Source organism: Bradyrhizobium sp. 170 (assembly GCF_023101085.1).
Classification (GTDB): domain Bacteria; phylum Pseudomonadota; class Alphaproteobacteria; order Rhizobiales; family Xanthobacteraceae; genus Bradyrhizobium.
In genome coordinates, this window is the sequence record NZ_CP064703.1 from 4275056 (window position 1) to 4301372 (window position 26317).

A 26317-nucleotide genomic window follows, 5' to 3' on the forward strand; every position below is an offset into this window, starting at 1 on the left:
GATGTCCGCAGGCGAGGAAACCACAGATGACGGAAACGCTGCTGTTTTCCCCGATGACGATCCGCGGCGTTACGCTGAAGAACCGCATCGTGGTGCCGCCGATGCATCAATATTCGGCACAGAAAGGTTTTCCGACCGACTGGCACCTGATGAATGCCGGCAAGTTCGCCGCCGGGGGCGCGGGCCTCGTCGTGGTGGAATCGACCAAGGTCGAGCGGCGCGGCTGCGGCACGGTCGGCGATCTCGGCATCTGGGACGACAAGTTCGTCGAGCCGCTGGGCCGCCTCGTCAAATTCATCAGGCAGCAGAATTCAGTCGCCGGCATTCAGCTCGGCCATTCCGGCCGCAAGGCGCGCGCGACAAGGCCGTGGGAGGGCGACCGTCCGCTTGAGCGGACGCCTGACATCGAAGATTGGGAGGCATGGCAGCCGGTGGCGCCGAGCGCGATTGCCCATAGCGAGAAATGGCCGGTGCCGAGGGCGCTGGAAACGCGCGAGGTGAAGGATCTGATCGAGGCCTGGGGGCAGGCCGCGCGGCGCGCCCATGAAGCGGGTTTCGAGGTGCTGGAGCTGCACGGCGCGCACGGCTATCTCGTGCACGAGTTCCTTTCCGAACGCTCCAACCAGCGCAGCGACGAATATGGCGGCTCCGAAGCCAACCGCATGCGTTTCATCACGGAAATCGCGGAAGCCGTGCGCACGTACTGGCCCGACCACAAGCCGCTGTTCGTCCGCCTCTCGGTCGAGGACAATGCCGGATGGGGGCCGGAGCAGAGCGTGCGGCTGGCAAGGATCCTCAAAGCCAGGGGCGTCGACGTCATCGACTGTTCCTCCGGCGGCATCACCGAGATGGCGCCGATCCTGGGCAAGGAAATCAAATTTGGCTACCAGGTGCCGCTGTCGGAATACGTCAAGCGCCATGCCGACATCATGACGATGGCGGTCGGTCTCATCATCCATGGCGACCAGGCCGAGCAGATCCTGCGCGAGCGCCAGGCCGATTTGATCGCGGTGGGCCGCGAAATCCTCAACAATCCCAATTGGCCGATGGACGCCGCGCTCAAGCTCGGCGTGGAGGGCCCGTTCCGCAACGTTCCGCCGCAATTCGGCTACTGGCTGGGCACCCGCGCCAAGCGCGGTTTTGGAACCCGGCCCTCCACCTGGCAAAACGGGCTGCAGGAAGCCGATTAGAGCGTTTTCGAGCGAAGTGGACACCGGTTCGCGTCAAGAAAACGCGTCAAAACAAGAGTCCAGAGCCTCGGCTTTGCTGCCTCTTGATAAGGCCGTAGTGGTCCGGGCCGGCGTGCCTTGATCCGACCAAAAAGCCATTGTGAGTTGGTTGCGCCGGGACAGGGGCGCCGATTCACTGAAATCGCGGGCGTCCGTTAGCCAAGAGGGACGCCCCATAATGCGCAGGAATTTTGCCTTTCTTCTCGGCACGGTTACGGGTGCGTGTCTGACCGTTCTCGTGGTGGGACCGCAGGGGGCTAGTCTGGTGGCGGCGGCAAAGGCCGCGGCGCGTTCCGACGCTTACACCCAGCTCAATTTGTTCGGCAACGTGTTCGAGCGGATCAAGACCAGCTACGTCGAGAAGCCCGACGATTCCAAGCTGATGGAAGGCGCCATCAACGGCATGATCTCTGCGCTCGATCCTCATTCGCGCTACATGAATGAGAAGGGCTGGAGCGACATGCAGGAGACCACCCATGGCGAGTTCGGCGGGCTCGGCATCGAGGTCACGATGGAAGACGGCCTCGTCAAGGTGGTCACGCCGATCGACGATACGCCCGCGGCCAAGGCCGGTATGCTGTCGGGCGACGTGATCACCCAGATCGACGACGAGGCGATCCAGGGCATGACGCTGGAACAGGCGGTGAGCCGGATGAAGGGCCCCGCCAACAGCAAGATCCGGCTCAAGGTCGCGCGCAAGGGTTCCGCCGCGCCGATCGATGTTGCCATCGTGCGCGAGATCATCCGGGTGCGGCCGGTCCGCCACAAGACCGACAGCGGCGACATCGGCTACATCAGGATCACCCGCTTTAACGAGCAGACCACCGATGGCCTGAAAAAGGCCATTGCCAGCATCGCCAAGGAAATCCCGGCCGACAAGCTCGCGGGCTATGTCGTCGATCTCCGCAACAATCCCGGCGGGTTGCTCGACCAGGCCGTTTCCGTGTCGAGCGCCTTCATGACAAGGGGCGAGGTGGTTTCGACGCGCGGCAGAACCTCGGAGGAAACCCAGCGCTTCACCGCGCGCGGCGGCGACATCACCAAGGGCAAGCCGCTGGTCGTGCTGATCAACGGCGGCTCGGCTTCCGCCTCCGAGATCGTGGCCGGCGCACTGCGCGACCACAAGCGCGCCACCCTGATCGGGACGCGTACCTTCGGCAAGGGCTCGGTGCAGACCATCATCCCGCTCGGATCAGGCAATGGCGCGCTGGCGCTGACCACCGCGCGCTACTTCACCCCGTCGGGCCGCTCGATCCAGGCCCAGGGCATCGCCCCCGACATCGAGGTGCTGCAGGACGTGCCGGATGAACTCAAGACCCGTTCTGAGCTGAAGGGCGAAGCCTCGATGCGCGGCCACCTCGCCGCCGACGGCGCCGAGCAGACCGGCTCGCAAGCCTGGGTCCCGCCGAACGAGAAGGACGACAAGGCGCTGAACGCGGCGTTCAACCTGCTGCGCGGCGTGACGGTGAACGCGAACGCGCCGGCGGCGGCGAAGCGGGCGGTGCCGAACTGAGAACGTTACGCCGAGTGGATTGAGCCGGTGAAATTTGGGCTAGATGCCCGCCACGTCATTGCGAGGAGCGAAGCGACGAAGCAATCCATCTATCCCCGTATTGAAGTATGGATTGCTTCGCTTCGCCCGCAATGACGATGCAGCCCTATCGCTGCACGTACCCTCATCATACCCGCGAAGGCGGGTATCCAGTACGCCGCGGCCTCTCGGTCAATCGCTACCGTCTCTGGAATACTGGATCATCCGCTTTCGCGGATGATGACGATGGTGCGTGAGGCGCGATGGTCTATCCCCGCATCGCTGCGCTCATGCGGTCCGACAATCTCTGGCTCGGCAGCGAAACGGCGTCGTCAAGGCGCCTGCAGCGATCCGGATCAAGACCACCTTTTTTGAAACCTCATCCCCATCCAATCGTAGCTCCGGCGTGATCTTTCACGCGTCCGGTTCCCACTCCATGCGCGTTCGAACGGAGTAGCTATGTCGAGAAAATGGCCGTTGCTGATCCTGATCTTGTTCCTCTGTTCGAGTGGAACCCTGCAAGCAAATCCGCTCGATTCACCTGGCGTCGTTTATATCGATGGGCTGCCGTGCAACAGGGCGTGCCAGTCCTATATGGCCTGGTCCGATCAGGCATTGTCTGCGCGACACCGCGAGGAACGCGAGACCAGCGTCGTGGTCCCCGCCGAGGCCGAAATCGAAAGAGTTGAACACGCGGCCCGCCCACGCGTGGCAAGGCAGCCCGCACCGGTTCCCCGCCCGGCACCGCGCGCCGGCATCGCGGCGTCGAACGCCAAGACGTCGAACGCCAAGAACATCAAGGCGCCGAACACCAGGAAGGCCGCGGCTCCCAATCCCGCATATCCAGCAATCCGGAAGGAAGTTCCGGCAGCGGCGGCGACAGCGACTCAAGAAAAGGCCGTAGAAAAGCCCGTCGCAGGAACTCAGGAGCCGGAGCGTAAATTGCAAAGCTCCGACAGGCCGGAACCGGCGCAAGCAGCCTCCATCGCCGCGCCGCAGCCCACAGAGGCCCCCAAGTCCGAGGTCAAGTCCGAGGCCGCCGCACCGCCGCCGGCCAAATCGGAGATTACCGTGCCACCTGCCACGCTTGAGATCGCAGCGATACCTGCCGCGGCTGCCGCTGCTCCCGCTTTGGCGCCCCGCACAATTCAGCAGCAGGTCGTGGAAGCCACCGGAATGGCCGATCGCGTCACGGCGATCACGGTGCAGCGGGAGCCGGCCGGCATATCTGATAATCCCGAGATAGAACCCATTGACGCCAACGATGCCGGCAAGACGGCATCCGGATCGACAGGCAAGTCAGACAATCTGGTGGCGCTTGTCCTGGCGCGTCCGGAGATCAATTCATTATCCGACCTGAACAACAAGAACATTGCGATCGAGGCGAAGCAATCCGCATCGAGCGGACGTGTCAGCGCCGCGTTCATGGCGGCAGGAGCAGCCGAAGTCCAGTTCAGCGAAGGACAGGCCGGCGCGATAGACCGCCTGATCAGCGGCGAAGTCCCGGCCGCGATTCTGACGCTGGCATCGCGCGAAGCAGCAGAGTGGTTTCCCGATATCGCGGGCTTCAGGACTTTTCGGATTCCGCTCGCAGAGAAGGCGCGACTCTAGCGAGCGGAGCACGGATGAGCGACTTGTCCGCCGTAGCTCAAGGAGCGTAGTCGGAAGCGACATCCGGTTTATCCCCGCTACTTGCTTGATGCGTACCAAGGCGCGACGCATTAGCTAAAATGCACTGTCATCGCAATTCGATCTCGAAATGTCGATCGCCGCATCTACGACCGCCGACCTCGAAATCTAGACCAAGGACACGCAGTGCGGTCACATTTGTCGCTCGACGAGCATCTTTTTGATCTCCGCGATGGCCTTGGCGGGGTTGAGGTCTTTCGGGCAGACCTTGGCGCAATTCATGATGGTGTGGCAGCGGTAGAGCCGGAACGGGTCCTCAAGATTATCGAGCCGCTCGCCGCTCGCCTCGTCGCGGCTGTCCATGATCCAGCGGTGCGCTTGCAGCAGGGTGGCCGGCCCGAGGAAGCGCTCGCTGGTCCACCAATAGCTGGGACACCCGGTACTGCAGCAAGCGCAGAGAATGCATTCGTAGAGGCCGTCGAGCTTGGCGCGGTCGTTGGGCGATTGCTTCCATTCCTTTTCCGGCATCGGTGTGACGGTCTTGAGCCACGGCTCGATCGAAGCGTACTGGGCGTAGAAGTTGCTGAGATCGGGAACGAGATCCTTGATTACCGGCAGATGCGGCAGCGGATAGATCTGGACCACGCCCTTGATCTCGTCCGTCGCCATGGTGCAGGCGAGAGTGTTGGTGCCGTCGATGTTCATCGAGCACGAGCCGCAGATGCCCTCACCGCATGAGCGACGGAAGGTGAGGGTCGGATCGATGACGTTCTTGATCCAGATCAGCGCGTCGAGCACCATCGGCCCGCAATCGTCGAGATCGACGAAGTAGGTGTCCATGCGCGGGTTCTTCCCGTCGTCGGGATTCCAGCGATAGACGCGGTACTCGCGTGGGTTCCGCGCGCCAGCCGGCCGACCCCACATCTTGCCTGTGGTGATCTTCGAGCTCTTGGGAAGCGTGAATTGTACCATGCTCAGCGAGCGTCCAGAACCTCTGCAACTTCGTAGAGATGGGGATCGATCTGATCGGTCAAGTCGTCGAACTTGCCCCAGGCCTTGCGAAAGTCCGGCGATTGGTGGGCGGACTGCAGGAGTTCGCGGTTTTGCCATTGGATGTAGTTGACGATGCGCCGACCGTCGAGGCTTCGGTGCAGGCTGATTGAGACAAAGCCCGGCTGGCGCGCCATGAAACGTGCTCGCTCTGCCATCAGTGACAGCGCCTCATTCTGCTTTTCCGGCTCCGCCTCAATGACGGTGATCTGCGTAACCATCTGATTGCCTGTCTGAATGTGGGGCATGGCGTCCCTCCTTCCTCAAATTCGGTGCTGCAACGTGGCGTCGCGAAAGGCTTCGCGGCGCTTCTGTATCTCAGCTCAAGCGCTCATCGGTCGATCTCTCCGAACACGATATCGAGCGATCCGATGATGGCGGAAACGTCGGCCAGCATGTGGCCGCGCGTCAGAAAGTCCATCGCCGAAAGATGCGCGAAGGAGGGCGCGCGGATCTTGCATTTGTAGGGCTGGTTGGTGCCGTCGGAGACGAGGTAGACGCCGAATTCGCCTTTGGGCGCTTCGACGGCGGCATAGACTTCGCCGGCCGGGACGCGGTGCCCTTCGGTATAGAGCTTGAAGTGTTCGATGATCGCCTCCATCGAACGTTTCATTTCGGCCCGTCGCGGCGGAACGATCTTGTTGTCGCTGGCGGCAACGAGCCCCTGTCCGCCGGGCTCGCGAAGCTTTTCGATGCATTGTTTCATGATGCGCACCGACTGACGCATCTCCTCCATGCGCACGAGGTAGCGATCATAGCAGTCGCCGTGCTTGCCGATCGGGATGTCGAAATCAAACTCGGGGTAGCATTCATAGGGCTGCGCCTTGCGCAGGTCCCATGCCGCCCCGGAGCCGCGCACCATCACGCCGGAAAATCCCCAGGCCCATGCATCGGCGAGCTTTACCTCGCCGATCCCGACATTGCGCTGTTTGAAAATGCGATTGTTGGTCAGCAACCCCTCGAGATCGTCGCACACCTTCAAGAACGGATCGCAGAATGCCCAGATGTCGTCGACCAGGCCGGGCGGCAAATCCTGATGCACGCCGCCGACACGAAAATAGTTGGCGTGCATGCGTGCACCGGAAGCGCGCTCATAGAACACCATGAGTTTTTCGCGCTCTTCGAAACCCCATAGCGGCGGCGTCAGTGCGCCGACGTCCATTGCCTGTGTGGTGATGTTGAGCAGGTGCGAGAGCAGCCTGCCGATTTCGCAATAGAGCACGCGGATGAGTTGGCCGCGTCTGGGAACGGCGATGCCAAGCAGCTTTTCGGTCGCCAGACAGAACGCATGCTCCTGATTCATCGGCGCGACATAATCGAGCCGGTCGAAGTAGGGCAACGCTTGCAGATAGGTCTTGTGCTCGATCAACTTTTCGGTGCCGCGATGGAGCAGGCCGATATGGGGGTCGACACGCTCAACCACCTCACCGTCGAGTTCCAGCACGAGGCGCAGCACCCCGTGCGCTGCCGGATGCTGCGGTCCAAAATTGATCGTGAAATTGCGGAGCGCAGCGTCGGCCATGCGCGCCTCGTCTCATTGCTGGAGCCGTCGGAGAAACGCCCGGTACCATCGCCGGTTCCGCAGGCGCGCCGGCCGGCGACATTTTGAGCCGGGTGGCCAGGAACCTTTCGTCCTGCTTTGGTTTGGCCCAGAGAGCGCGAGAGAGGCGTGCATTTGTCGAGAGACAACCAGATGCATGGAAAGCGGGCCGATCCAGCGATGACCGACAGGAACGAGCAGCAGCCGACAGCGCCTTATCCGGCCGAGAAGGCCAGAGGCGGCGAGATCATTCTCCGCACTCCGCTGCGCCGCGCCATCTTTATCGCAGGGTTGGTCGGAGCCGTGGTGTTGGCGCTGCTTCTCGCCTTTGCGCGATTTGCCCATTGAATTGGGCCGTGCATCGGCAGCGCCGGGCCAGCAGGAGGTCTGCATGGCAATCGTCAACTCACAGAGCAAGGCGGACATCCAGCCGTGACGATGACCGCGCCAGTCGGGACCATCCATCCCTATGCCGACCCGCAAGCCGGTGTGGACCGCCGCTTCTTTCGCGAGCTGGACCACGAGCTGTCAGACAGGGGCTTTCTGGTCACGAGCGCGGAGAACCTGATTACCTGGGCGCGCAGCGGCTCGCTGATGTGGATGACATTCGGTCTCGCTTGCTGCGCGATCGAAATGATGCAGATGGCCATGCCGCGCTACGACGCCGAACGCTTCGGCTTTGCACCGCGTGCCTCGCCGCGCCAGTCCGATGTGATGATTGTCGCCGGCACATTGTGCAACAAAATGGCGCCGGCCTTACGCAAGGTGTACGACCAGATGCCGGAGCCGCGCTACGTGATCTCGATGGGCTCGTGCGCCAACGGCGGCGGCTACTATCATTACTCGTATTCGGTGGTGCGCGGTTGCGATCGGATCATTCCGGTCGATATCTATGTGCCGGGCTGTCCACCCACCGCCGAGGCGCTGCTCTACGGAGTCATGCTCCTGCAGAAGAAGATTCGCCGTATAGGCACGATCGAGCGATAAAGCAGCGCTCTGGCACCTGGATGTGAATAGCCCAAAGTCACCGCGGCTCGACCTGCCGGAAAGACCTCAGGCGGCCTTGCCGCTCGCCAGCGCGCCGGAAGCCAGCGCAGCCTCCATCTGGAACTTGGGCGCGCCCTGGACGTTATGCTTTCAATCGATTTTTCAGCCGGTCACAATTTTGAATGGCTCAAGCATGATAAAGCCTTATGCCATGTATTTCGTCCTTTGCGCCTGTGTTGTCCTAACCGCAATGACGGAAGCTCGATCTGGGGAATTTCATGCCAACCAGTCGATTGCTGGCGACGGCCATCACATCGATCACGACGGGTTGTTATTTCATGGGAATTACTGTGGCCCGGGTAGCCGGCCAGGAGCTCGGCCTGTTGATGCTTTAGATGCTGCCTGTATGCGTCACGATGCCTGCGGGCGTTTCAATGCCCTCCCGAGCTGCGCTTGCAATGCAAGACTGCAATATGAAGCAGCAGCGATTGCGCGCAATCCTGCACAACGGCCGGATATTCAGTTCTTGGCTTCAATCACGGCGGCCGTTGCTGGCTTATTGCTGTGTCAGCCACCTTCACAAGTTTCTCGTGATCCGATCGTTTTTCCGGTGATTGGCTCATATCGACCAAATGGATATCAGGAATGGAATCGCGGCCCAAGACATCATCATTTGACACACTGAAATGGGCGGCACGCGTATAAGATCTGCTGCGCTCGATATTGGCTGGTATTCAATCATTTTGGGCTTGACGCTCCGTCTTTTGAAAACAGGCCTCCATCCCCTTAGCGGCTTCCAGGGCTATGGTCTCGCTGCCGTGCCTTTAATGGATGATCGATGTCTAACAGCACCTGCTGTTGGAACCGGACGCCATTTGCAGACTTCAATATATATCGGCGACATATCGGCGGAGGTTGACATCATGGCTACATGTGAAACCTGCGGCAATGACTACGACAAGACGTTTCAGGTCACGATGAGCGGAAAGGCGCATACCTTTGATAGCTTCGAATGCGCCATTCATGCGCTCGCACCAACCTGCGATCATTGCGGAATCCGCATCGTCGGACACGGCCTGGAGAAGGGGGGCACATTTTATTGTTGCGAGCATTGCGCCCAAGGCGAAGGCGTTAAAGGTCTGCGCGACCGAATCTAGCCGGGCAATTGATGCGATCTGGGTCCTCGCCATCTATTGGGGGTCGGGCGCGCTCGCCCTATTTAATAGCCTCGAATTACGGTGGCAGTGCACTCAATTATCGGTTCGAAGTGGGCAACAGCGTCGTTGAAGCGCGGATGGGCCCCGACTGGTGGGCGGTCAGAGGCTATTTGTCGTGCGCGATTGTGCGATTTTCTACAGCAACTTCAAGCTGATTTGCCCTGTCCAGTCTCGGCCGCAAAAATATTCCGCTTCGTGACAGACCCAAATCACCCGTAAGACTCCCGCCATCCCGTCCCGAGAAGAGGGGCGTTGGCCATCGTCACGAACGTTGGGGCGGGTTGCGGTGGACGCGGCAGCGTCAGGCGCGAGGGATGTTCGCAGGGCGGTTTTCCGTGAGTGAACATGGCGCGCAGACGAACGACGCTTAAACGCCTTCGCTGGAATCTTTGGCCGGCAGCACGTGGCTGGTGGAGGATTTTGGAGAGGGAAGCCGCGTACGGCAAAACCGTGTGGTCCTGGCGCCCGTGGCTGGTGTCAAGCTGTCGGTGGCGAAATCGGTCCAACCGGACGATCAGCCGTCAAGCCGGCAGCGACGGAGGCAAGATGAATTCGTCTCCGGGGAGAGCTCGGCATAAGCCGTAAAGCCATTGCGCAGGGAGTGCCGGGCTGCTCCGGCTGTACCTGTATGCTCGTGTGCGCTTTGCTACGTGCATTTTGCACACGGGACCGCGGGTGCAGCAAGCACCCGGCATTCCCTGCGCCCTCTGTTCTTTGGAGGGACAAGATTTATGCAAAGCCTCGGACGCAATGCGTCGCGAGATCGCGGAGTTATATTTGCATCGCGACTACTTCCATTCCGTCGTCCCGGACAAGCGCAGCGCGATCCGGGACCCATACGCCGCGGCGGATGTTATCTTGCCGCGATGGTTGGCGGCTTTCTTTCAACAACTGGCGTCGGTGGTTATGGGTCCCTGCGTTCGCAGGGACGACGAGGAGGAGGGCGCTTCTCTCGCAATGACAGTTGCAGGAAGCGTCACGCGAAAACGCAGCGATCGCTTACGCCGTCCGCACAACCGGCTTGCGCGTGCGCGCCCGGCTCGGCTGCAGCGCGTCTGGTCCTTGCCGATCCGCAAACAGCAGCGGCCTGATCTCCGCCGCCGGCTTCGGCGGGCTGAACAGGTAGCCCTGCATTTCCGAACAGCCGAGTTCGCGCAGCAGTTCGCGTTGCGCCTCGGTCTCGACGCCTTCGGCGGTCGTCGTCATGTGGCGATCGGCGGCGATGGTCACCACGGCCTGCACGATGCTGGACGAGCCTTCCGGCTCGGCGATGTCGGTGATGAAGCAGCGGTCGATCTTGATCTTGTCGAACGGAAAACGCTGCAGATAGCTCAGCGAGGAATAGCCGGTGCCGAAATCGTCGAGCGCGATGCGGACGCCGATGGCGCGAAGGTCGTGCAGAACGGCGAGCGCCGCCTCGTCGTCTCTGATAAGGACGGCTTCGGTGATCTCGAGCTCCAGCCGGCTCGCGGCGAGGCCGGATGCGGCCAGCGCCGCCATCACCTTCAGCGCCAGCATGCCGCTCCTGAACTGGACCGGCGAGACGTTGACCGCGAGCCTGACATTGCCGGGCCAGCTCACTGCTTCCCTGCAGGCAGTGGTCAGCACCCACTCGCCGAGCTGGTTGATCAGGCCGGTATCCTCGGCAAGCGGGATGAACTCGGCGGGCGAAATCATGCCGCGCTGCGGATGGCGCCAGCGCACCAGCGCCTCGCAGCCGGTGATCGCGTTGGTCTGCAGGTCGAGGCAGGGTTGATAGTAGACCTCGAAGCCGCCGTCGACGAGCGCCCGGCGCAGGTCCATTTCCAGGCTGCGGCGGGCGCGAACCTCGGCTTCCATGTCGGTTTCAAAGAAGCGATAAGTGCGGCGGCCGGCAGCCTTGGCGGCGTACATCGCCAGATCCGCGTTCTTCAGGATCTGGTCGATATCGGAACCGTCGCGCGGCGCCAGCGCGATGCCGATACTGGCGTCGGTGGTGACCTGATGGCCGAGGCATTGATAGGGGATGCGGATCGCGTCGAAGATGCGGCTGACGAGCATCATCACGTCGTCGGTGTCATCGATCCCGGTCTGAACGATGGCGAACTCGTCGCCGCCGAGCCGGGCCACGAAGTCGGTCTTGCGCGCGCAAGCAGCGAGGCTCGCCGCGACCGACTTCAAAAGCTCGTCGCCGATCATGTGGCCGAGCGAATCGTTGACGCTCTTGAATTCGTCGATGTCGATATAGAGCACCGCCAGTGGCCGGTCCGGCGCGACGTGGGACAGTTCGCGCTTGAGCCGTTCGTGGAACAGCGTGCGGTTCGGCAGCTCAGTCAGCGCATCGTAATGGGCGAGGTGGGTGATGCGCTCCTCGGCGCGGCGGCGCTCGGTGATGTCTTCATGGGTCGCCAGCCATCCGCCGTCCGGCACCGGCTCGTTGACGATCTGGATCGAGCGCCCGTCGGGCGTCGATATCACCATGACGTTCCGCTGTGCGATGTCGCGCATCACCACCTCGACGTAATGGTCGATGTCGCCGACGAACGAGCCGGTATCCTTGCGGTGGGCGATCACCTCGCGGAAGCTGGAACCTGGCTTCACGACGTCGGCCGAGAGGCCGTACATCTCGAGATATCGCTTGTTGCAGATGATGAGATGCTGCTTCGAATCGAACAGCAGCAAGCCCTGCGTCATGTTGTTGACGGCGGTGTCGAGACGCTGCTTCTCCAGCGACAGCCGCTGCTTGGACGCGCGGTGCTGATGCGAAAGCTTGCGGACGACAAGAAACAGCAGGGCGGCAATCGCCAGTACGGAAAGTCCGGTGATCGCGATCAGGATTCCGATCTGCTCACGCCAGTCGGCCAGTGCGGCCGATGTCGTCGTCGAAGCGATGATCACAATCGGAAAGTTTGTCAGCGCGCGCGACGAGATCAGCCGGTCCTCGCCGTCGATCGGGCTGGTGAGGCGCGACGTGCTGGTCTGCCGCTCGAATATCTGCCGCTGGGCGGCCGGACCGGTCTTGAAGTTCTTGCCGATCAGCTCCGCCACATGCGGGTAACGGGCGAGCAGGGTGCCGTCGCTGTGGTGCATGGCGATCGAAGCGCCGGGTCCGAGCGCGACGGTCGCGAAGAATTTTTCGAAGTTGACGGGTTCGATGCCGCGGCCGATGACGCCGAGGAATTCGCCCTTCGGCCCGGTGATCTTGCGTGCGATCACCGTGGTCCAGGCGCCGGTGACGCGGCTGTAGACCGGCTCGACCAGCATCTCCGGCGATTGCGGGCTGGACTTGAAGGTCCTGAAGAAAGCGCGGTCCGCCGAGTTGACCGGCGGCGCCGGCCAGGCGACCGATGCATTGATCAGGTTGCCCTCGGCGTCGAAGACGTTGATGCCGCCGACATAGGACAACGCGTCGATCTTGGATTTCAGCATCAGATGGATGTCATGGCCGGACATCCGGCGCTTGTAGTTCTCGGGCGTCGCGATGCCGCCAGAACGCATGAACGCGATCAGGTCCTTCTGCACGACCTGGAAGTCTTCGAGCTGCTGGTCGAAATGGCGGGCGAGCAGCAGCACGGTGTTTTCCAGCTCGCGTTCGCTGTTGCGCAGCGCGCGCTCGCGGAAATTGCCGGCCATGACGGTCGCGCCGATGGCGATGGTGGCGATCAGGAGCGTGCCGCCCAGGATCAACCAGAGGATCGGGCCGCCGCGGAACACGGACGCAGTCCTGAAGACGCTGGTGCCGGTTGAAGCCATTGAACGCAATCGCTGCCGAGAAATGAACTTCCGGAAGCGGAGTTCTCCCACCCCCGGCCCATGACTTCGATACTGCGCCGAAATGGAATTGACGTTAGGAAGTCTGGTTAATGAAGCGTTAGCCGGTGGCGGCGGGTTCCGTCGGCAACCACAGGGGGCATGGAACCGGCAAGGTGCGACGGCGAAAAAAATCGGCGCACCGGATACTCGCGGTCTGCGATCGGAAGTATGCGGGCGTGCCGGGCTTGTTAAATCGGGAGCCGTCACTGCATGCGTGTTGTGGATCTGTGCGCGCGTTTCCTCGCGATCCCGACCGTCTGGCCGCTGTCCGGCAGGGAGTAGTCTTGGGAGTAACCTTGGTTGAACCGCCGCGGGTCGGTATAGGGATTGCCCGGGCCCTTGTTCTGGCAATTGGCGTTCGGATAGTAGAACGCGCAATAGCCGGGTTCGGACATGACTTGCTGTGCCATGGCGGGTGCCGTCATCACGGCCAACGCAGCCGCCGCGCCCACAAGCCTGTACCTCGACATCGGATTCCTCCTTGTGAAGGTCCCGAAGCAAACAACCCCGCCAGCAGGGCGCGCATTCCTCGCAACGCCGGTCACACACGCGTGACAACGGCGACGCCGTCGGGCTCAAGGCTCCGCGCGATAATGACCGGACTTGCCGCCGATCTTCTCGACGAGATGGATGCCTTCGATGCGAACGCCGCGTTCGACCGCCTTGATCATGTCGTAGATCGTAAGACACGCGACCGACACCGCCGTCAGCGCTTCCATCTCGACGCCCGTCGGGCCGGTGACCTTGACGGTAGCGCGGACGATGCAGCCGGGCAGTTTCTTGTCAGGGGTAACGTCGAGGGTAACCTTCGACAGCGCCAGCGGGTGGCACAGCGGGATCAGCTCCGATGTGCGCTTGGCCGCCATGATGCCGGCGATGCGGGCGGCGCCCAGCACGTCGCCCTTCTTGGCATTGCCGGAGATAATCAAGTCAAGCGTCGCCTTGCCCATGACCACGCGTCCCTCGGCCACGGCCGTGCGCTCGGTCGCTGCCTTGGCCGAGACGTCGACCATCCGCGCTTCGCCCGACGCATCGATATGGGTGAGGGCGGAGCCGCCTTTGGAAGCCTTGTCCTTGGAAGCCTTGCCGGCCATCTGCTAGCCGGTCCCGGTGGCGCGCGGGCTGTCGGCGCGCGCCAGCAGCGCGCGCGTGGCCGCGGTGACGTCGGCCTGCCGCATCAGGCTTTCGCCGACCAGGAAGGTCGACATGCCGACGCGCTCGAGCCGCGCGAGATCCTCAGGCGCAAAGATGCCGCTTTCGCCGACCATCAGGCGCTCGAGCGGGATCAGCGGCGCCAGCGCCTCGCTCGTCGCCAGCGTGGTCTCGAAGGTCCTCAAGTTGCGATTGTTGACGCCGATCATCGGCGAACGAAGTTTTAGCGCGCGGTCGAGCTCGGCGGAGTCGTGGATTTCGATCAGCACGTCCATGCCGAACGCGATGGCCGTGTCCTCGAGGTCCTTCGCGACGGCGTCGTCGAGCGCGGCCATGATGATCAGGATGCAGTCCGCGTTATGGGCGCGGGCTTCCACCACCTGATAGGTGTCGAACAGAAAATCCTTGCGCAGCACCGGCAAATCGGTTGCCGCGCGCGCCGCCACCATGAAGTCGAGATGGCCCTTGAACGAGGGCGCGTCGGTCAGGATCGACAGACAGGCCGCGCCGCCGGCCTCATAGGCCTTGGCAAGCGCCGGAGGATCGAAATCGGCGCGGATCAGTCCCTTCGAGGGCGATGCCTTCTTCACTTCCGCGATCAGCGCATAGTCGCCGCGCGCCAGCTTGTCGCGGATCGCGTGCAGAAAACCGCGCGGCGGCGATGCCGCCTTGGCGCGGGCTTCGACCTCGGACAGCGGATGCGCCCGCTTGGCCGCGGCGATTTCCTCGCGCTTGTAGGCTTCGATCTTGGTCAGGATATCGGACATCTGTGGCGCCCCTCGGATCAGCCGCGCGAGACCGCGATCAGGTGTTTCAGCCGGGCGGCCGCCGCGCCGCTGTCGAGCGATTTGGCGCCGAGCGCGACGCCTTCTTTCAAGTCCTTGGCGCGGCCGGCCACGATCAGCGCCGCCGCGGCGTTCAACAGCGCGACGTCGCGATAGGCGCTGGGCTTGCCGTTGAGCACGCCCGAGAGCGCCACCGCATTGGCATCCGCGTCGCCGCCCCTAAGCGCGTCGACATTGCAACAGGTGAGGCCCGCGTCCTCCGGCGTCACCTCGAAGGTGGTAATCTTGCCGTTGTCGAGGCTGGCGACGAAACTTGGCCCGGTGAGGGTGATTTCATCGAGTCCGTCGGAGCCGTGCACCACCCAGACGGATTCGGAGCCGAGATTTTTCAGCACCTGCGCCAAGGGCTGCACCCAGTGCCTGGAGAACACGCCGACCATCTGCCGCTTCACGCCGGCCGGATTGGAGAGCGGTCCGAGCAGGTTGAAGATCGTGCGGGTGGCGAGCTCGACCCGGGTCGGGCCGACGTTCTTCATGGCCGGATGATGCGCAGGCGCGAACATGAAGCCGATGCCGGCCTCGGCCACGCAGCGGCCGACCTGGTCGGGCGTGAGGTCGATCTTGACGCCGAGGGAGGCCAGCACGTCGGCCGCGCCCGAGCGTGACGACAGCGCGCGGTTGCCATGCTTGGCGACAGGCACGCCGGCGCCCGCGACGATGAAGGAAGCGCAGGTCGAGACGTTGACCGAACCGGAGCCGTCACCGCCGGTGCCGACCACGTCGACGGCGTCCGCGGGCGCCTGGACCCGCAGCATCTTGCCGCGCATCGCCGACACCGCGCCGGTGATCTCGTCGACGGTTTCGCCACGGACCCGCAGCGCCATCAACAGCCCGCCCATCTGCGAGGGCGTGGCCTCGCCGGACATCATGCTGTCGAAGGCGGAGGCCGCCTCTTCACGCGACAGCGTCGCGCCGGTGGCGACTTTTCCGATGATAGATTTGAGGTCGTCCATCGCTTGGGCTTTCAGGATTGGGTGTCGTCTTGAAGCATGACCGGGCAGTCCCGGCCGATCATGCTCAGTTGTTAGCGCCCGTCACCTGCGCGAAGGCGGCCTGGTTGATGGAGGTCCCGATCTCGGATTCGATCTTCGTCACGTATTGCGCAACCTGTTCGTCGGTCAGTCCACGCTGCAACATGTCCTTCAGTTTCTTCAGCTCATCGGAGGCGGCGTCGACCGACGGCACGGTCACGTCGGTGACGCGGTACACGACCCACTCGCTGCCGCCGGCGCCCGGCGTCTGCCCGACGCCGTCCTTGGCCGTCCGGAATGCGGCCGTGACGGCGGCCGAGGGGACGCCTGAAAGCGAGGCGTCGCGGCGGAAGCCCGTCGCGGTCTCGACCTTCGATCCGGCCGCCGCCGCTTCGGCTGCGAGCGTGCTGCCTTGCTCGACCTTCTGCACCATCTCGGTGGCTTTCGCCCGCAGCTTGTTCGAAATCTGGTCTTCGCGCCACTTCGCCTCGACCTGGCTGCGAACCTCGTCGAGCGGGCGCTCGCGCGAGGGCGTGATGCCGAGCACGTCGTACCAGACATAGCCGCCGGCAAACTGGATCGGTTCGTTATCGACGCCGACGTCGCTGTTGAACGCCTGCGAGACCACGTCGAGGCCGCGCGGAATGTTGGCCACCGGCTGGCCGTCGGGCGTGCGGCCGGAACGATCGACGGCGTCGATCGTGATCGCGGTCAGGCCGAGTTTCTGCGAAGCCTCCACCACATTGGCGCCGCCAGAGCGCTCGTCTTCCATCTTGTTCTGGATTTCGCTGACCTTGGCGCGCGCGCGTTCGGTCGCGAGTTCCTTCTTTATCTGGGCTGCGACGCTTTCAAAGGTCGGCGTCGTGCCCGGCTCGATCTTGCCGGTCTTGACCAGCGCCACGCCGAACCGCCCTTGCACGGGCTGGCTGACTTCGCCCGATGGCAGCGAGAACGCCGCATCCGCGATCGCCGGATCGATGATCGCGCTCTTTGCGATCAGGCCGAGATCGACGTCGGCCAGGTTGAGATTGCGCTCCTTGGCGAGGTCGTCGAAAGACGTTCCCGACGTGATGCGGCTGCGCGCGGCCAGCGCCTCGCCTTCATTGGGAAAAAACATCTGCGACACTTCGCGCTTCTCCGGCGTGCCGAGCCGGTCGCGATTTTGTTCGAAGACCTTCTTTGCATCCTCGTCGGTGACCTCGGCCCATTTGCCGATCTCTTCGGGGCTGATCACGACAAAGGACAGTTTGCGATATTCGGGTGCGCGGAACTGGGTCTTGCGATCCTCGAAATAGGCGGCCAGCGCCTCGGGCGAGGGCGGGTCGATGGTGCCGGCCTGCGCGGCGTCGAGCTTGACGTATTCCATCGAGCGCTGCTCGTTCTGGAATCGGGTCATGGCGTCGATCAGGACCTTCGGCGGCTCGATCCCTGCTGAGACGGTGCTGGCGATCTGACGCCGCAGCCCGAGGCGCCGCTGTTCGGCGAGATAGCGTTGCTCGGTGTAGCCGAACTGCCGGATCGTGGCTTGGAAGCGGGCGGGATCGAACTTGCCGCCCAATCCCTTGAAATTGGGGTCGTTGTAGATCAGCCGCATGGTCTCTTCCTGGGACTGGGCGAGCCCGATGCGCCGGGCTTCCTCATCCAGCGCGGCTTCGGCGATGGTCTGTTGCAGCACCTGCCGGTCGAGCCCGAAGGCGCGGGCCTGCTCTGAGGTCAGCGGACGGCCGAAACTGCGGCCGAGCTGCTGCAGCTTTTCGGTATAGATCTGGCGGAATTGCTCGGTCGAAATCTCGGTCTTGCCGACCTTGGCGAGCGACGACTGGCCGAAGCCCTTGAAGATGTCGGCGATGCCCCAAACTGCGAAACTGACAATCAAAACGCCCATCACGGTGGCCATGACAATCTTGCCGAGCCAGTTTGATGAGGCTTTCCGAATTCCTCGAAGCATGGGTCCAACTTGTTTTTGCAGGAGAGGGGAACCGGGTCGTGCCCGGCGAAAATTCGATTCCGTTCAGGATCGACTTCCGCAACAGGGCGTCACCGAGTTGAAAACGCATCATAAAGTGGCAGCGCCCCCCTCGCAACCTCGCTGCGGCGGGCCATTTGAAGCGGTTAACGGCCTGGGGACCGCCCAACCGGTATCTGGAACTGGCGGCGTGCCTCTGCTAGCGCATCTGCAACGCTGACATTTGCGGGAAAACTGACATGACCGACGCCATCCGGCCCCTGATCGCGGGCAACTGGAAAATGAACGGCCTGAAATCCGCCCTGGGTGAATTCGAAGCAATGATTGCAGGCGCAGGCGCACTGGCCGGCAAGGCCGACCTGCTGGTTTGCCCTCCGGCAACCCTGATCGCCGGTTTCGCCGACACGGCGCTCGGTTCAAAACTCGCCGTCGGGGCCCAAGATTGCCACGCGAAGGCTTCGGGTGCCCATACCGGCGATCTCTCGGCGGAAATGCTGGCGGATGCCGGCGCCAGTGCCATCATCGTCGGGCATTCGGAGCGGCGTGCCGACCATGGCGAGACCGACGCGCTGGTCCGCCAGAAGGCAGAGGCGGCCTGGCGGGCGGGGCTCGTGGCAATTGTCTGCATCGGCGAGACTCAGAAGCAGCGCGATGCCGGCCAGACGCTGGATGTCTGCGGCGGGCAGCTCGCGGGTTCGTTGCCGGATGGTGCGACGGCGGCCAATCTGGTGGTGGCCTATGAGCCGGTCTGGGCGATCGGTACCGGGCTGACGCCGACGCCTGGAGATGTCGAGCAAGTTCATCGCTTTATCCGCGGTGTTCTCACCGGCCGATTTAAGGCGGAAGGTAGCAGGGTCCGGATTCTCTACGGCGGATCGGTAAAACCCTCCAACGCGGTGGAACTGATGGCGGTCGCCGATGTCAACGGCGCGCTGGTCGGTGGCGCCAGCCTGAAGGCGACGGATTTTCTGGCGATTGCGGAGGCTTGTTAGCTCAGGCCGGCACTGCGTCCTGCAATCGCTTCCAGTAGATCAGCGTGCCCGTGAGGCCGCCATGGGGCTTGAGCGCGTAGTCCGGAATGAGGCCGGTCAGCTTGAATCCCATCCGTTCGTACAAACCTGCCGCGCCCTCGTCCTCGGCGGTATCGAGCACCAATAGCCAGCGCCCGCGCGCGATCGCGATGCGCTCGGCCTCGCGCAGCAACAGCGTGGCAATGCCGCGATGGCGGTGACTGACGCGCGTCATCATCTTCACGATCTCGGCGCGATGCGGTTGGTTCTGCGCGAGGTTGAGCACGAGCGACACCGTGCCGATCAGGTCTTCGCCGTCAAAGGCGCCGAGAACGATCCGTTCGCCCCGGTCGGCCGAAGCAAGCGAGTTGCGCCAGAATTCGTTGGCCGCTCCGAACGGGAGAGGGTGCATGAAGCTGACCGAACCGCCATTCGCAACGGTTTCGACCAACATTTCACTGAGCGTCGCACAGGTATCGGGCGAGGATTTCAGTGTTTTGATTTGGATGTCAGGCATCAATTATCGGCTCCGGGCGAATGAAATGCGTTTCCGCGGGTTTAGCTTCGATTCATGGCTGCGCGGGCGGCGCGCCGCTGCTTGATCTCTGCAACCCGTTCGACATCCTCGATCTGCAGGTGACGACCGCGTTCGAGAATTTCCAACGTGTATTCTTCGTAGGTGAGGCCCAATCGTTCGGCTTTCCGGATGCGGAACGCGACGATGCCGGGCGAGGGGTTTTTCCAGGCCGCGCGATGCGCCGCCTTCCAGTAAAAGTAATTTCCAATTCCGTCGTTGCCCCATTCCGTCGTGTGCTCTTTGTCGAGCGGCGGACCGCCATTGTGGCCGGCGGGCGCGGGGTTTGCCTGACCCGCCGGCCCGGTCGGAGAACGCCTGATGTCGATCTCCGACATTGCGAGTTAGCTCCGGGCAAGGGCGACGACATAGGTGCAGGCTGCGGCGCTCTCATTGGCAAACGTCACTTCCGCCGGCGGACCGAATCCGAGGCAGTCGCCGGCACGCAGTTCGTGGCGTTCGCCGCCATCGATCAGGACGAGCGCGCCCGACAACACCCAGAGGACCTGGCGGATGTGTGCGTAGGATGAGGCGGGCAGCGTCACGCGCTGCTTCGCCGGCATCTCGACCTTGATGATCTCGATGGGATGGTCGGGCCGGTTGAACACCTGCGTGCGCAGATAGCCGGTTTCGGGATCGCGCCACACCGGCTGGTCGGCGGCACGTGAAAGACGTTCGCCCTGGCCTTCGGCCCGCAGCATCAGGCCGGCGAGGGTGAGATCGAAGGCGCTGGCAAGCCGAACCAGCACCACCGCGGTCGGGCTGACCTCGGCGCGCTCGATCTTGCTGATGGTGGCCTTGGAGACCCCGGAGCGCTCGGCGAGGTCAGCCAGAGACCAGCCTCGGCTGTCGCGCTCGAGCCGCAAGCGGTGGGCGAGCCGGGCGCTGAGATCGTCTACTATAGTATCCATTTGTCTACTATAAGAGAAATTGACGCGACCTCAAGTCCGAATTTGAACGTCGGCGAAAGCTGGGGACAGCCTTGCCGTGCCGCCTGCGGCAATTATCTCCGGGGCTGCGGTTGGGGGTGACAATGCCCCGTCTGATCGTGTAACACCGCGCAACTTCAGGAAAACCCGCAAGCTCTTGGTGCAGCCGAAGCCCGGCGCTGTCAGCTTGTGACGGAAGGTTTTTAAGATGCAGACCGTCATTATCGTTGTTCACCTCATGATCGTTTCGGTGCTGATCGGCGCCGTGCTGCTGCAGAAATCCGAAGGCGGCGGCCTCGGCATGGGTGGCGGCGCCGGCTTCATGTCGAGCCGCGGCACCGCCAATCTCTTGACGCGGACGACGGCGATCCTGGCGGGAATTTTCTTCTTGACCAGCATGGCGCTGGCCTGGCTCGCCGGTGTCGACCGCAAGCCGGCCTCGATCCTCGGCACCACGCCGACGACGCAGTCCCAGCCGGGTGGCGCGACGCCGGTCGCCCCGCCGACCTCCGGCGGCGTGCTCGATACCCTCAAGAAGGTGGATGAACAGCAGGCGCCCCCGGGCCCGCAGGCCCCGCGTTCGCAATAAAGCAGGGTGGCTATGCAGGACGGCCTCTACCGTCCTGTATCAGAATTTCCCATCAATGCTCTGATATCGCTTTAAAATTCACGTCACCCACAGCCCGGCAGAATGTTCGCCCGTGCATGCGATTCGTTTTGGCGAATCGGGCCAGTGGCCTTAAAGGTTGAGTCCCATGGCGCGGTACATTTTCATCACCGGCGGCGTGGTTTCTTCGCTCGGAAAGGGTCTGGCTTCGGCGGCACTCGGTGCCCTGCTGCAGGCTCGCGGGTACAAGGTCCGTCTCCGCAAACTCGACCCCTATCTCAACCTCGATCCCGGAACGATGTCGCCGTATCAGCACGGCGAAGTGTTCGTGACCGACGACGGCGCCGAGACCGATCTCGATCTCGGCCATTACGAGCGCTTCACCGGGCGTCCGGCCACCAAGGCCGACAACATCACCACCGGGCGCATCTATCAGGACATCATTACCAAGGAACGCCGCGGCGATTATCTCGGCGCGACCATCCAGGTCGTCCCGCACGTCACCAACGCGATCAAGGAATTCGTGCTCTCGGGCAATGACGAATATGATTTCGTGCTGGTGGAAATCGGCGGCACCGTCGGCGACATCGAAGGCCTGCCGTTCTTCGAAGCGATTCGTCAGCTCAAGAACGAACTGCCGCGGGATCACGCCGTCTATATTCATTTGACGCTGCTGCCGTTCATCCCGAGCGCCGGCGAGCTCAAGACCAAGCCGACCCAGCACTCGGTGAAGGAACTGCGCTCGATCGGCATCCAGCCGGATATCCTTTTGTGCCGCACCGACCGTGAAATCCCCAAGGAAGAGCGGCGCAAGCTCGGCCTGTTCTGCAACGTGCGCGAAAGCGCCGTGATCGAGGCGAGGGACGTCGACAACATCTACGCCGTGCCGGAGGCCTATCATGCCGCTGGCCTCGACGACGAGGTCTTGGCCGCGTTCGGCATCGCGCCAAAAATTCCGCCGGCGCTGCAGAGCTGGAACGTGATCAATGAGCGCGTGCGCAACCCGGAAGGCGCGGTGACCATTGCCATCGTCGGCAAATACACCGGCATGAAGGACGCCTATAAATCGCTGATCGAGGCGCTGTCGCATGGCGGCATCGCCAACAAGGTGAAGGTCAATCTCGACTGGATCGAGAGCGAAGTGTTCGAGAACGAGGACCCGGCGCCGTTCCTCGAACACGTCAACGGCATCCTGGTGCCCGGCGGCTTCGGCCAGCGCGGCGCCGAGGGCAAGATCCGCGCGGCGCAGTTCGCCCGCGTCCGCGACGTGCCGTATTTCGGCATCTGCTTTGGCATGCAGATGGCGGTGATCGAAGCCGCCCGCAATCTCGTCGGCATCGAGGAGGCGAATTCGACCGAGTTCGGCCCGACCAAGGAGCCGCTCGTGGGCCTGATGACGGAATGGCTGCGCGGCAACGAACTGGAGAAACGCTCGAAATCCGGCGACCTCGGCGGCACCATGCGGCTTGGCGCGTATCCTGCGGCGCTCAAGCGCGGCAGCCGCGTGTCGCAAGTCTATGGCGGCGCGACCGAGATTTCGGAGCGCCATCGCCATCGCTATGAGGTCAACACCGCCTACAAGGATCGCCTCGAGCAGCACGGCCTGCGCTTCTCCGGCCTGTCGCCCGACGGCGTCTTGCCGGAGATCGTCGAATACGAGGACCATCCCTGGTTCATCGGCGTGCAATTCCATCCCGAGCTGAAGTCGCGGCCGTTCGAACCGCATCCGCTGTTTGCGTCGTTCATTCAGGCGGCGGTGGTGCAGAGCCGGTTGGTGTAGTTGTCAAGGGTTCCTTGACAAGGGTTCCCGCCCGAGTATTGTCAAGCCTTCCTTGACAGGGGGCTAGCGCCATGGCGGTGAAGCGGGCTGAAAAAGCGTCGCAGCAGTCCTTGTACTGCTCGTTCTGCGGTAAGGATTCCGCGAGCGTGAAAGCCCTGATCGCGGGGCCCACCGTCTTCATTTGCGACGAATGTGTCGCGATCTGCAACCAGTGTCTGGGCGGCGGACCGGTACCGGTGCAGAGCACCAATTGGGATCAATATCCCGACGAGGACCTGATCGGTCTCCTCGGGCGAACGGCGGCGATCGCCGATAGCGCCGGCGAGATGCTCAACAGTCACGTCGACGCCCTGCGCAAGCGCGGTGTGACGTGGGAGGCGATCGGCAAGGCGCTCGGCGTCTCCCGTCAGGCGGCGTGGCAGCGGTTTTCCTGAGCTTGACCAACACGCCGCGCCATCGGCTTGCGATTGGGCGGAATCCTTACTGCGCCACTGTCCGGCTTGAAGCGGGCGGTGCGGACGCCGCCGTGTCGTCATTCTTCAGGCGCTGTAGCTCAAATCCCGCGGCGACATGTTCGATGTAGAGAAAAATGTCGAGATCACGCACTTTCTGGAAATAGTTCGCGGCGGTCTTCTTGTCACCGGCGACAAAGTAGTGTTGCCCGAGGTAAAAATACCCTTCTGCCAACGCCATCTGACGGTCGTCGCCTTTTTTCTCATCCATCCGCTTCAGCAGGTCTTCGGGGGACATCGATCCTGTGAGCATCGCCAGGGCAGGGCGGGGCCATTCGCCGTGAGCTTCGGATGCTGCGCGCTTGATGATGGAATCCGGAATCTTCGCGCCGAGGCGGCCGTTGATCGATACCAGCCAAAGGTCGAAATAGGTCTTCGACTCCTTGTCAGCCAGCTCGCTTGCTCTCGCAAGGTCCGATCTGGCGTCTTCCAGCCGGCCGGCATAAATCCTGGCTAGACCCCGCATGCGAAATATCTCGCCCTCCTGAGCGCCAAGCGATACGGCCTTCGAGTAGTCGGCAATGCTCTTGTCGAACTGGCCAGCATTGAAATGATTAAACGCGCGGCATCCAAGGGCGCTTGTCGAGTTTGGCGCAAGGCGCGTTGCTTCATTGGCATCTTGCAGGGCTTCATCGAAACGCTGCAGGTCGCTCAGGGCGTTGCTGCGAATGCAATAGGCCTCCGCCATGTCGGATTGCGCAAGTTTGCCGCCCTTGATCGTCTCCGTCGTCTTGTCGATAAACTCCTGCCGGAGCTTGCGGAGCCGTTGCGGGAGCGCGGCGCTGCCGGCTTCTTCCGCCGACTTGATCGATGACTTGCCGACTGCGAAAAAGCCGCCGATCGCCTTGTTGGTTGCCCGCAGATCTTCCGCGTATTTCCCGGTGTCCGCGGCATCGACGTGTGTTTTCAATGCCGCAAGATCGATGGAGACCTTGGCACTATTTCCGCGGAAGTAGGATGAAACAGTGCTTGTAAAATATTCGTTCTTGATGGTTTCCGCGTGCGGGTCGGTGATCATGCTGACTGCGTCGGGGAACGTCATCTCGAAAATGTAGGTACCTTCGAACGGATATCCGGGAATCCGCAGCGGCGTCGTTCGGGTGGCTGTCGGCGGTGGAAGAACGACATCCCTCAAATTATCGGGGCTGAAATAGACAACCCAGTTGCCGCTTCGATCGACGGCAAGCTGCGGTATCTTGTAGGTTGCCGTTATTGAAAGGACGTTGTTGACCCTGTCGTCGGACACGGTTGGTTCACCCGCCAGCGTTGCACCGGGATACCGGCGTTCCAGCGTGCTGCCGATCCATCGCAAGAACTGATCGTGGGAGACGCGCTCGAGCGAAAGCCGGACCTGTTCGGCCTTGACTCCGTTCCAGACGATTTTGCTTTGCAGTTGGCCTGCCTCGCTGAAGTTCGAGAGTGTCGCGCGTTCTGCCGTTTCCTGATGCACAAGCTGCGCGATGTTGCTGCTGGAAATCGTCGAGAGCGCGCTTGTCTCCGGCGCTACGACCAGCACTTGCCCTCCTTCGTGCACCTGGCCCATGCGATCAAGGCGTCCGTGTTGTCCGAGCCGTGTCGGATCGAGATAAAAGCTCTTGCCCTCGACCGTAACCTGCACAATGGCATGATCGAAGAACTGGGCGCTGGGCAGGGTCTTCTCAAGCCCGGTTCTGCGTCCTTGCTGCAGCAAGACGGGTCTACTTTGAATTCCAAGCTCGTGCAGAAGGGCAATCAGCAGGTACGATTTGTCCTTGCAGTCGCCGTACCGGCGCCGCTGGACCTCATCGGGCGAAGCCGGCCGGTGCGAGCTTTCGCCCATGGAAACGGAAAAGTAGCGGATCTTGGTCTGCACGAACTCGAGCGTGGCGCTCACACGCGCTTGGTCGGAATCGATCTTGCGGATCTCTCGCGCCACCTCTTGAAGATCGCTGCCGACCGAAATGGCGGGGAATAGCGTGCTCGCCCAGTTGGCGACGTCGGCCCAGCTCGCGAATTCCGAAAACTGAAGAAAACGAAAGGCAAAGAAGTCGGGGAGCGTCTGCGGCTCGCTGACTGTCTCCGGCAAAGAACGTTGCTCAAATTCAATTCGACGCATCCCGTCGCGAACGGTGTCACTTGGAACGACTGGTTGGGCCGGCCGGTCACCGATCATGCGCCAGGCGACCTGCCGTCCAACCGGATGGTTGAGGACGACCCGCCGCAGCAACGTGGGATAGGGCTGGTCCCAGCCGGTAGTCCCTGTGAATTTCCCGCCGAACACCGGGTTCTGGCCATAGGTCGAATAGGAAACGTCCAGGGTATCGCCGGTCCGAAGATCGTCGATCAGAACCGAGGCTGTCACACGGCCGCTATAAAGCCCCTGTTCGAGGCCTTGCTCGCGCTGCAGAAATCGAATCGTCGACGTTCTGGTTCGGTCCAGCCGGTCCTGTCCGCGATGAACGTAGATGGCGTGCAACTGAACGCGTTCATATTCCGGAGCAAACGAAATCGAAATGCGGCCTGCTGCCGTAAGCGACGCAGCGTCGTTGATGAGCGTCGCCCGGCGGATGTAGACGACCGGAGTTTCGTTTACGAGATACTGGGTGTCCGCCAGTCGCACCACGACGGGTTCAGGTTTGGTGGCGTCCGGAAGCGGTGTCGGGTCCACCCATGACGGAACCGGCTCGGACAACGTGAATGCATTGGTGCCGAGTTGAACTTCTCTTAGTTGATTGTCGGCATTCTGTTGGGCGGAGGTTCCGCTGATACCCAGAACGCCCGCGAGCGCAAGGCCCGTGAGCATAAGGCCCGCACGGGCCAGCTTCCCAAGATACATGATTCACCCCTGCCACTCAAAGGTTGTATAAATCATGGAGAATCGTGGCGCAACGCAACGGAAATAGCGGATCGAGATTTATTCCCTCGTTGCCTTGCCGGGCGGAGCGTGCTGCGGGTCGACGTTACCCAATCCGCTCTCCAGCTTTGACGTTGCCCATGATTTGTTGTCAAAAGAGTTC

General features: G+C 62.4%; 23 protein-coding genes and 1 pseudogene. 11 read left to right on the top strand and 13 right to left on the bottom strand.

Translation table 11 applies throughout. The annotated features are described in order from the left end of the window. Positions 1-26 precede the first annotated feature (26 nt). The 3 genes from IVB05_RS19760 (at position 27) to IVB05_RS19770 (ending at position 4371) form a co-directional block, all read left to right on the top strand. A complete protein-coding gene (locus IVB05_RS19760) occupies positions 27-1190 on the top strand; it encodes an NADH:flavin oxidoreductase/NADH oxidase (RefSeq protein ID WP_247786268.1) in 1164 nt (387 codons plus the stop codon). A gap of 217 nt (positions 1191-1407) precedes the next feature. After that, positions 1408-2742 carry a S41 family peptidase gene (locus IVB05_RS19765; RefSeq protein ID WP_247786269.1) on the top strand — a complete coding sequence of 445 codons (1335 nt, stop codon included), beginning with the start codon at positions 1408-1410 and terminating at the stop codon, positions 2740-2742. 477 nt (positions 2743-3219) lie between these two features. Next, positions 3220-4371 carry a hypothetical protein gene (locus IVB05_RS19770; RefSeq protein ID WP_247786270.1) on the top strand — a complete coding sequence of 384 codons (1152 nt, stop codon included), beginning with the start codon at positions 3220-3222 and terminating at the stop codon, positions 4369-4371. Between the two features lie 210 nt (positions 4372-4581). Here the strand turns inward: IVB05_RS19770 and IVB05_RS19775 are convergent, their stop codons facing one another. From IVB05_RS19775 to IVB05_RS19785, 3 genes are all read right to left on the bottom strand, one after another. Further along, positions 4582-5361, bottom strand: coding sequence for a succinate dehydrogenase iron-sulfur subunit (locus IVB05_RS19775; protein ID WP_247786271.1), 780 nt, complete (start codon positions 5359-5361; stop codon positions 4582-4584). Positions 5362-5363: 2 nt separating this feature from the next. After that, positions 5364-5687 (bottom strand): antibiotic biosynthesis monooxygenase family protein, encoded by a 324-nt coding sequence (locus IVB05_RS19780; RefSeq protein WP_247786272.1) that lies wholly within the window; start codon positions 5685-5687, stop codon positions 5364-5366. A gap of 83 nt (positions 5688-5770) precedes the next feature. Further along, a complete protein-coding gene (locus IVB05_RS19785; RefSeq protein ID WP_247786273.1) occupies positions 5771-6961 on the bottom strand; it encodes an NADH-quinone oxidoreductase subunit D in 1191 nt (396 codons plus the stop codon). Positions 6962-7159: 198 nt separating this feature from the next. On the opposite strand from IVB05_RS19785, the gene IVB05_RS19790 reads away from it, so the two are divergent. The 4 genes from IVB05_RS19790 to IVB05_RS19805 all read left to right on the top strand — a co-directional run bounded on the left by IVB05_RS19790 (position 7160) and on the right by IVB05_RS19805 (position 9123). Beyond that, complete coding sequence (locus IVB05_RS19790; RefSeq protein ID WP_247786274.1) at positions 7160-7327, top strand: peptide ABC transporter permease; 168 nt, start codon at positions 7160-7162, stop codon at positions 7325-7327. Between the two features lie 90 nt (positions 7328-7417). Beyond that, positions 7418-7966, top strand: coding sequence for an NADH-quinone oxidoreductase subunit B (locus IVB05_RS19795; RefSeq protein WP_247786803.1), 549 nt, complete (start codon positions 7418-7420; stop codon positions 7964-7966). 22 nt (positions 7967-7988) lie between these two features. Continuing rightward, positions 7989-8651 carry a hypothetical protein gene (locus IVB05_RS19800; RefSeq protein ID WP_247786275.1) on the top strand — a complete coding sequence of 221 codons (663 nt, stop codon included), beginning with the start codon at positions 7989-7991 and terminating at the stop codon, positions 8649-8651. A 1-nt stretch (position 8652) separates the two neighbouring features. Then, positions 8653-9123 (top strand): hypothetical protein, encoded by a 471-nt coding sequence (locus IVB05_RS19805; protein WP_247786276.1) that lies wholly within the window; start codon positions 8653-8655, stop codon positions 9121-9123. 1059 nt (positions 9124-10182) lie between these two features. Here IVB05_RS19805 and IVB05_RS19810 read toward each other — a convergent pair. From IVB05_RS19810 to IVB05_RS19835, 6 genes are all read right to left on the bottom strand, one after another. Then, the gene (locus tag IVB05_RS19810) at positions 10183-12915 is read right to left on the bottom strand and encodes an EAL domain-containing protein (protein ID WP_247786277.1); all 2733 of its coding nucleotides are present in this window, start codon (positions 12913-12915) and stop codon (positions 10183-10185) included. A gap of 263 nt (positions 12916-13178) precedes the next feature. Then, entirely contained in the window at positions 13179-13445 is a 267-nt protein-coding gene (locus IVB05_RS19815; protein WP_247786278.1) for a hypothetical protein, read from the bottom strand. Between the two features lie 105 nt (positions 13446-13550). Next, positions 13551-14069 carry a cyclic pyranopterin monophosphate synthase MoaC gene (moaC, locus tag IVB05_RS19820; RefSeq protein ID WP_247786279.1) on the bottom strand — a complete coding sequence of 173 codons (519 nt, stop codon included), beginning with the start codon at positions 14067-14069 and terminating at the stop codon, positions 13551-13553. A 3-nt stretch (positions 14070-14072) separates the two neighbouring features. After that, positions 14073-14894, bottom strand: a complete 822-nt coding sequence (gene trpC / locus IVB05_RS19825; RefSeq protein WP_247786280.1) for an indole-3-glycerol phosphate synthase TrpC — start codon at positions 14892-14894, stop codon at positions 14073-14075. Positions 14895-14911: 17 nt separating this feature from the next. Further along, on the bottom strand, positions 14912-15925 hold the full coding sequence (gene trpD / locus IVB05_RS19830; protein WP_247786281.1) for an anthranilate phosphoribosyltransferase: 1014 nt from the start codon (positions 15923-15925) through the stop codon (positions 14912-14914). Between the two features lie 64 nt (positions 15926-15989). Then, positions 15990-17891 carry a peptidylprolyl isomerase gene (locus IVB05_RS19835; RefSeq protein ID WP_247786282.1) on the bottom strand — a complete coding sequence of 634 codons (1902 nt, stop codon included), beginning with the start codon at positions 17889-17891 and terminating at the stop codon, positions 15990-15992. Between the two features lie 257 nt (positions 17892-18148). Here IVB05_RS19835 and tpiA point away from each other — a divergent pair, with 257 nt between their 5' ends. Further along, entirely contained in the window at positions 18149-18901 is a 753-nt protein-coding gene (gene tpiA / locus IVB05_RS19840) for a triose-phosphate isomerase (protein WP_247786283.1), read from the top strand. A gap of 1 nt (position 18902) precedes the next feature. On the opposite strand, the gene IVB05_RS19845 is transcribed toward tpiA, so the two are convergent. Genes IVB05_RS19845 through IVB05_RS19855 form a run of 3 tightly spaced genes read right to left on the bottom strand, consistent with a single transcriptional unit; the run spans position 18903 to position 20404 of the window. Further along, complete coding sequence (locus IVB05_RS19845) at positions 18903-19436, bottom strand: GNAT family N-acetyltransferase (protein WP_247786284.1); 534 nt, start codon at positions 19434-19436, stop codon at positions 18903-18905. A 41-nt stretch (positions 19437-19477) separates the two neighbouring features. After that, entirely contained in the window at positions 19478-19831 is a 354-nt protein-coding gene (locus tag IVB05_RS19850; RefSeq protein WP_247786285.1) for a hypothetical protein, read from the bottom strand. A 6-nt stretch (positions 19832-19837) separates the two neighbouring features. Beyond that, the gene (locus IVB05_RS19855) at positions 19838-20404 is read right to left on the bottom strand and encodes an XRE family transcriptional regulator (protein ID WP_247786286.1); all 567 of its coding nucleotides are present in this window, start codon (positions 20402-20404) and stop codon (positions 19838-19840) included. Positions 20405-20630: 226 nt separating this feature from the next. Here IVB05_RS19855 and secG point away from each other — a divergent pair, with 226 nt between their 5' ends. From secG to IVB05_RS19870, 3 genes and pseudogenes are all read left to right on the top strand, one after another. Then, the gene (gene secG, locus IVB05_RS19860; RefSeq protein WP_247786287.1) at positions 20631-21011 is read left to right on the top strand and encodes a preprotein translocase subunit SecG; all 381 of its coding nucleotides are present in this window, start codon (positions 20631-20633) and stop codon (positions 21009-21011) included. A gap of 166 nt (positions 21012-21177) precedes the next feature. Next, positions 21178-22809 carry a CTP synthase gene (locus tag IVB05_RS19865; protein ID WP_247786288.1) on the top strand — a complete coding sequence of 544 codons (1632 nt, stop codon included), beginning with the start codon at positions 21178-21180 and terminating at the stop codon, positions 22807-22809. Between the two features lie 71 nt (positions 22810-22880). Next, positions 22881-23015, top strand: a pseudogene (locus IVB05_RS19870) (ClpX C4-type zinc finger protein); the annotation flags it as partial. Between the two features lie 274 nt (positions 23016-23289). Here the strand turns inward: IVB05_RS19870 and IVB05_RS19875 are convergent. Beyond that, positions 23290-26136, bottom strand: coding sequence for a DUF3857 domain-containing protein (locus IVB05_RS19875; protein ID WP_247786289.1), 2847 nt, complete (start codon positions 26134-26136; stop codon positions 23290-23292). Positions 26137-26317: the final 181 nt, after the last annotated feature.